The 2,791-nt window shown below is 57.7% G+C and carries 3 protein-coding genes; all 3 read right to left on the bottom strand.

Annotated elements, in window-relative coordinates:
- The coding region (locus H8Q75_RS08840; RefSeq protein WP_297041174.1) for an NAD(P)H-hydrate epimerase at positions 1 to 1,071 on the bottom strand (1,071 nt) is incomplete at its 3' end.
- Positions 1,068 to 2,207: an anhydro-N-acetylmuramic acid kinase gene (locus tag H8Q75_RS08835; protein ID WP_297041173.1), complete on the bottom strand. Its 1,140-nt coding sequence runs from the start codon at positions 2,205 to 2,207 to the stop codon at positions 1,068 to 1,070. The genes H8Q75_RS08840 and H8Q75_RS08835, both read right to left, overlap by 4 nt.
- A gap of 19 nt (positions 2,208 to 2,226) precedes the next feature.
- A partial coding sequence (locus tag H8Q75_RS08830; protein ID WP_297041171.1) for an ABC transporter permease subunit occupies positions 2,227 to 2,791 on the bottom strand: 565 nt, incomplete at its 5' end.

Here is a 2,791-nt window from a genome sequence, read left to right as displayed (position 1 = left end):
GTTCAGAGCATCTGCATCCAGGAGGAGGGATTTCCCTGCCCTGAGCACTGTTTCCACCACTGAGCCTGCCTCAGGGGTTAGCCCCGGCCCACAGGCAATGGCGGAAAATTTCCCTAACTCTAGGCTCTCGGACAAGCGGGCGATCGCCCCCCTAGCTGTTTCGGGACAGCCGACAACAATGGCATCGGGGACTCGTGATAGCACAAGGGACTTCAGGGATTGGGGCACGGCCACCACGAGCATTCCCACACCCGTACAGCGGGCGGCTAGGGCACTGAGGAGAATACTGCCACCAAACTGGGCAGAGCCGCCAATGAGTAAAAGCTGACCCTGCTGATACTTGTGGGTAATAGGCGATCGCGACAGGGGCAATGCTTGCCAACAGGAAGCATCCAGGCAATATCGCCGAGGCGCAGTAGCCAAGGCTGTTTCAATCACTACTGAGGGAATATCAAAGGGGATTAAGACACCCTGTCCCACCCAAGGTTGTGCCTCCTCCACCAGTAGCCCCCGCTTCCAGAGTCCTAAACAGAGGGTGCGATCGGCCTGAATTGCGGTGCCCAACACTACCCCCGTATCACTGTGTAGCCCCGAGGGGACATCAATGCTCACCCGCGGTTGCCCCCAAGTGTTGATCTGATCAATGGCATAGGCCAGTTCACCTGTCAGTTCCCGCTCTAGGCCAAAACCAAAGAGACCATCCACAACCAGGTCAACTTCCTGCAACGCCTCCACTCTCTCCACAAAGGGCAGACCCAGAAAGCGAGCATAGCGGGCATGATCCGCCGTCAGGGGCTTGAGCCGCTCAAAGGGCTGCCAGAGTTTGACCCGATAGCCGCGGTGCCAGAGTTCCCGCGCCACCACCAGGGCATCACCGCCATTGTGACCAGGCCCTGCCAAGACCGCCACGCAGGGATACTGGGAGGTTGGAAAATGCTCCCGCAGATAGTGACTCAATCGCTGCCCCACCTTTTCCATTAGGGCAGGAATGGGGAAGCCGGCATCGAACATTGCCCCCTCAATTGCCTGCATTTCCGCAGTGGTGACAATCGCTGGAAATGTCGGTTTCATCGCTGTCCCAGCCAACGTTGACCCAAGGGAACCGCTTGGCGCGCCCCCGTGACCTGGGGCAAATTGCCCGGCAGGCCCAACTCATGCCAGTAGGCCAAAATGGCGAAGGCGATCGCCTCCTTTGCATCCACTGGTAGGCCAGCCGTCGCCGTGGTTTCCAGGGGAATTTCTCCTAAATGTACTTGAAGGCGCTCCCTGAGGAATCCATTGTGGGCACCGCCGCCACAGAGCAAGATCCGCTGTGGTTTTTGGGGCAAAAATTGGCCATAGCTTTCAACCATACTGCGAGCTGTAAATTCCGTTAGCGTCGCTAGAATATCCGCAGGTGCCAAACCCGTGGCATCGGCGCGGCACCGTTGCCAAAAGGGCAGACCAAAGTATTCGCGGCCAGTGGACTTCGGAGGCGACTGCTGAAAAAAGGGATCCTGCAGCCACTGCTCCACCAGGGGCTCGATAATTTTGCCCTGCCGTGCCCATGTGCCATCAGCATCATAGGTCAATTCACCGCCCGATAACTCCGTTACGGCCAGATCAAGCAGCATATTGCCGGGACCGGTATCCCAGCCCATGACCCCTTTCCCCTCAGGATCCTCAAGCTGAGAGGGCAAGTAGGTGACATTGCCGATCCCACCGATGTTTTGCACACAACGGACTTCCGTGGGATGACCCAGCAGACACCAATCCACCCGCGGCACAAGGGGCGCCCCCTGACCACCCAAGGCAATATCCTGGGCGCGAAAGTTGGCAATGGTGGTCATGCCTGTACTCCAAGCAATCCAATCCCCCCGTCCCAGTTGCAGGCTGTAGCCTAGGCGATCGCCCGCGGGGGGGCGATGAAAGACCGTTTGACCGTGGGAGCCAATAAGCTCTGCCCGTGGATAGCCCTGTTGAACCGTTTGCGCCGCATGGGCGAAGGCCGCGGCGATCGCCTCATCCAACGCCGCCAACTCAGCCAGGGTCAAGGATTTCGCACCACAAGCCTCAAGAATACGTTGCCGCAGGGCGTCTGGATAGGGCACCGTACAAAAATTTAGCACCGTTACCTGAAGGTCGCGATCGCCCCCCTGTAGCTCCACTAACACCGCGTCAATGCCATCGACAGAGGTTCCGCTCATCAGGCCAATGACACGCATCATCTGCCCCCCCAGCAGTTGATTACAACAGTTGATATTTTGTTTCCGCCAAGCGGTAGAGGGGGCGCCAAACCAGGCGGTTGGTCAAAACCACCAATAACGACATCACCGCCGTTGCTGCCATCAGTAGCGGAAAATCTCCCCGAACGCTAGCCTCGGAAATGGTGGCCCCCAAGCCAAGGGTTTGCGCCGTTTGATTTTGAAATTCCACATATTCACTGACGATGCTGGAATTCCAAGCTCCCCCCACAGCGGTAATGATGCCCGTAATCAAATAGGGAAAAATTCCGGGTAAGATTAGCGTGCGCCACCGCTGCCACCAAGGGAGTTGATAGACCACCGCTGCTTCGAATAATTCTGTGGGAATCGCTTGGGCACCGGCAATCACATTAAAGAGGATGTACCACATCGTGCCCAGCATCATCAGCGCCACAGACCCAATCTCCAAGCCCCCGCCTACATTGGCCAGGGCCAACAGCAGAACTGGAAACAAAGCCGTGGCCGGCACCGATGCTGCAATTTGAACAATGGGTTGCAAGATTTGAGCAGCACGCGGATTGCGACCGATCGCCACCCCCACAGGCACC

This window comes from Thermosynechococcus sp. OHK43 (genome assembly GCF_014466085.1).
GTDB lineage: Bacteria > Cyanobacteriota > Cyanobacteriia > Thermosynechococcales > Thermosynechococcaceae > Thermosynechococcus.
This window is presented reverse-complemented; position numbering and strand designations above follow the sequence as displayed.

Excerpts from the sequence above, each read along its gene's own strand:
- H8Q75_RS08835 (WP_297041173.1), bottom strand. The coding sequence starts at position 2,207 with ATGATGCGTGTCATTGGCCTGATGAGCGGAACCTCTGTCGATGGCATT.